The organism is Mesorhizobium sp. M7A.F.Ca.CA.004.12.1.1, assembly GCF_003997835.1.
GTDB lineage: Bacteria > Pseudomonadota > Alphaproteobacteria > Rhizobiales > Rhizobiaceae > Mesorhizobium.
Genome location: NZ_RZRK01000549.1, coordinates 1 through 4,169 on the forward strand (window position 1 = coordinate 1; position 4,169 = coordinate 4,169).

1 protein-coding gene is annotated in these 4,169 nt (G+C 65.1%); it reads left to right on the top strand.

Features of this window, described 5'->3' with window-relative positions:
- The first annotated feature begins 17 nt into the window (after window positions 1-17).
- A complete protein-coding gene (locus EN984_RS24740) occupies window positions 18-4,142 on the top strand; it encodes a Pls/PosA family non-ribosomal peptide synthetase (protein ID WP_127272003.1) in 4,125 nt (1,374 codons plus the stop codon).
- The last annotated feature ends 27 nt before the right edge of the window (window positions 4,143-4,169 follow it).

Consider the following 4,169-nt stretch of genomic DNA (forward strand, 5'->3'; position numbering starts at 1 on the left):
GGCCTGGACGGGAAAGTATGGAAATGGATCACGGTGTCGACATCGCCGAACTGGACGCGGAACGATCGGGGCTGGAAAGCGGCCTGGCAAGTGTCGACGCGCCGATAAGAACGGCCCCCGCGACAGCCAGGCGCGGGCAAATCCTGACGGGCGCCGACTTTGCCCGGCAAGGCCTGCCCGGCGAGCGGCTCGACACCGTCTTCGAACAGCTCGCCGACATGTTTGCAGCGCTGCCGGCGGTGATCTCGGACGGGCGTGTCTGGACCTATCGGGAACTGGACAGCCGCGCCAACCAGTTCGCCCGCCTGCTGGTCAAGCGCGGCGTGCGGCCGGGCCACCGCGTCGGGCTCATCCTCGACCGCTCGGCGGAGACCTATGTCGCGCTGCTCGCCGTGATGAAGGCGGGCGCTGCCTTCGTGCCGCTGGCGACCGCCTTCCCCGAGGAGCGGATGGCGCTCATCATCGAAGACGCCGGCGTCAGCCTGATCGTCACCATCGCCGCCTACGCGTCGCGCGCCGGTCAGCTGCCCGTCCCGCATCTCCTTATCGACAGCGCCGCCGCTGAAATCTCCGGACAGTCCGACGCGCCGCTGAAGCCGCATGCGAAGGCCGCTTCATCGGACGACACCTGCTACATCCTCTACACCTCGGGCACCACGGGCAAGCCCAAGGGCGTGGTCATCAAGCACCAGAGTTTCGTCAATTTCATCCGCGTCGCCGCCGCCTCCTACGGCTACCGGCCGGGCGACCGCGTCTATCAGGGCATGACGATCGCCTTCGACTTTTCCTCCGAAGAGATCTGGGTGCCGTTCGTCGCCGGCGCGACGGTGGTGCCGGCACCGGGCCAGATGCCGCTGGTAGGCGAGGAACTGGCCGATTTCCTGCGGCTCCATGACATCACCTGCATCGCCTGCAGCCCGACGCTGCTGTCGTCGATGACGTCGGATGTGCCCAGCCTGCGCACGCTGCTGGTCGGCGGCGAGGCCTGCCCGCACAATCTGGTGGTGCGCTGGTCGAAGCCGGGGCGGCAGATCCTCAACACCTATGGCCCGACCGAGGCGACCGTCACCGCCACAATGGGCGCGCTGACGCCGGACAGCCCCGTCACCATCGGCGCGCCGCTGCCGACATACTCGATCGTCATCCTCGACGCATCGCTGCCGCAGCTTGCCGAGCCCGGCGAACTGGGCGAGATCGGCATTGCCGGCATCGGGCTCGCGGTCGGCTATCTCAACAGGCCCGACCTGACCGAGCAGAAATTCATCGCCGATTTCGTCGGCCTGCCGAACAATCCGTCCAGGCGCATCTACCGGACCGGCGACCTTGGCCGCATCAACGACCAAAGCGAGATCGAGTATAACGGCCGCATCGACACCCAGGTGAAGATCCGCGGCTACCGCATCGAGCTCGGCGAGATCGAGGCGGTGCTGCTCGACCAGCCCGAGATCGCCCAGGCTGCGGTCACCACCTGGGAGATCGAGCCCGGCCGCGTCGAACTCGTCGCCTATTACGCCCCCAAGGCCGGCCAGAAGGCGATCTCGCGCGCCGACCTCGCCAGGACGATGAAGCGGCGGCTGCCCGACTACATGGTGCCCTCCTATCTGGAGGAACTGCCTGTTATCCCGATGACGGTTTCCAACAAGGTGGATTTGCGCCAGCTGCCGAAGCCGACAAGCGTGCGGCTTTCGGGCGATCGCGCCATGGTCGCGCCCGCCAATGACGACGAGCGTTTCCTCGCCGACGCACTGGCCGCGGTGCTGAAATTCGAAGAAGTGTCCGTCGAGGACAATTTCTTCGACGATCTCGGCGCCAACTCGCTGCTGATGGCGCATTTCTGCGCCCGCCTGCGCACCAGGAAGGAATGGGCGACGGCGTCGATGCGCGACATCTACCTCCACCCGACCGTGGCACGGCTCGCGCTCCACCTGGGCGTGGCGGACGAGATGACGACGGCCACCAACGAGCCCGTCCTCACCCGCCGGGCCTCGAATTTCGCCTACTGGACCTGCGGCGCCGCACAGCTGCTGTTCTACGCGCTCTACAGCTATGGCGCCTTGTGGGCGGTCAATGACGGCCTCAACTGGATGTATGACGCGCTCGACGATCCGCTGCAGCTCTACATCAGGTGCGTGGCGCTTTCGGCCGCCGTGTTCTTCGGCATGTCGGGCTTTGCCGTCATCGCCAAATGGGTGCTGGTCGGCCGCTGGAAGGCGGAGGCGTTTCCCATCTGGGGCGTGCGTTACTTCCGCTTCTGGGTGGTCAAGACATTGATCCGCACCGCGCCCGTCGTGCTGTTCCGCGGCAGCCCGCTCTACAGCATCTACCTGCAGCTTCTGGGCACCAAGCTCGGCAAGAACGCCGTCATCGAATCGAAATCCGTGCCCGTCTGCACGGATCTCATCTCGATCGGCGCCAACACCATCCTGCGCAAGGAATCCATGATCCTCGGCTTCCGGGCGCAGTCCGGCTATATCCACACCGGGCCGCTGACCATCGGCCGCGATGCCTTTGTCGGCGTCGGCTCGACGCTCGACATCGACACCCGGATCGGCGACGGCGCCCAGCTCGGCCATTCGTCCTCACTGCACCGCGGCCAAAGCATCCCCGACGGCGAACGCTGGCATGGCTCGCCGGCCGTGCCGACCACGGCCGACTATTGCAAGGTGCGCAATGTCGATCCGTCCAACATCAGGCGCTTCCTCTTCGAAGCGGTGCAGCTGATCGGGCTGTTTGCCATCGTCACCCCCTTGCCGCTTTTGTTCCACAGCTATTGGGAAAACGTCGGCGACGACTACCAGGAAACCATCGGCGTCGTCGCGATCGGCACCACGGTGACGCTGTTCGGCTACATGGCCGCATCCTTCCTGGCGGCGACGCTGGTGCCGCGCCTGGTCAGCCTGCTGTTGAAGCCAGGCCGCACCTACACGCTGTACGGCTTCCGCTACTGGCTGCAGACGGTCGCTGAATTCTCCAGCAATTCCCGCGTGCTCGGCCTGCTGGCCGGCGACAGCTCGGCCATCGTGCACTACATGAGAGCGATCGGCTGGAACCTCAACAAGGTGGTGCAGACCGGCTCCAATTTCGGCTCCAACCAGCAGCACGAAAACCCGCTTCTGTGCGAGATCGGCACCGAGACCATGGTGTCGGACGGGCTGTTCATGATCAACATGCACAAATCCGCCTCCGCCTTCCGGCTCGAGCCGACGAGGATCGGCGAGCGCAACTATCTCGGCAACAACATCTACTATCCGCCGGACGGGCGCACCGGCGACAACGTCCTGCTCGGCACCAAGGTGATGATCCCCATCGACGGGCCGCTGCGCGAGAATGTCGGGCTTCTGGGTTCGCCTGCCTTTGAAATCCCGCGCATGGTGAACCGCGACAAGGAACTCATCGCGGGCGTCGACGAAGACGACCGGCGCCGGCGCATCCCGCACAAGAACCGCCACAATCTGGTGACGATCCTGCTCTTCGTGGCAACGCAATGGGTCATGCTGTTCGTCACGCTGGCGATCTGGGACCGGGCGCTGAACTACTACACCGAATGGGCCGAGGTCGCGCTGTTCGTCGCCGTGCTCCTGACCTCGGCGATCACCATTCCGTTCTACATCTTCGTGGAGCGGGCGAGCCTTGGTTTCGGCCGGCTGAAGCCGCAGATGACGACGATCTACGACGTCGCCTTCTGGCGCCACGAGCGCCACTGGAAGCTGGCGGATTCGCCGATCGTGCGCCTGTTCGCCGGCACGCCGTTCCGGCCGATGATCCTGCGCATGCTGGGCGTCAAGGTTGGCAAACGGGTCTATGACGGCGGCAGCAACCTCACCGAACGCTCGCTGGTAGAGATCGGCGACGACGCCACCCTCAACGAGGGCTGCGTCATCCAGGCCCATTCGCTGGAGGAAGGCGCTTTCAAGTCCGACTTCATCCGCATCGGCAAGGGCTGCACGCTCGGACCTTCAGCCTTTGTCCACTACGGCGTCGTGATGGGCGAAGGCTCGGTGGTCGATGTCGACTCCTTCGTCATGAAGGGCGAAGAGCTGGAGCCCAACTCCATATGGAGGGGCAATCCGGCCAAGCTGCACCGCTTCGTCGAGCCGATCACCGACGATGGCTCCAAGGTATCGGCCAGGGCATCGGCTTGAAGAAGGGCATCGGCTTGAACACCGGAG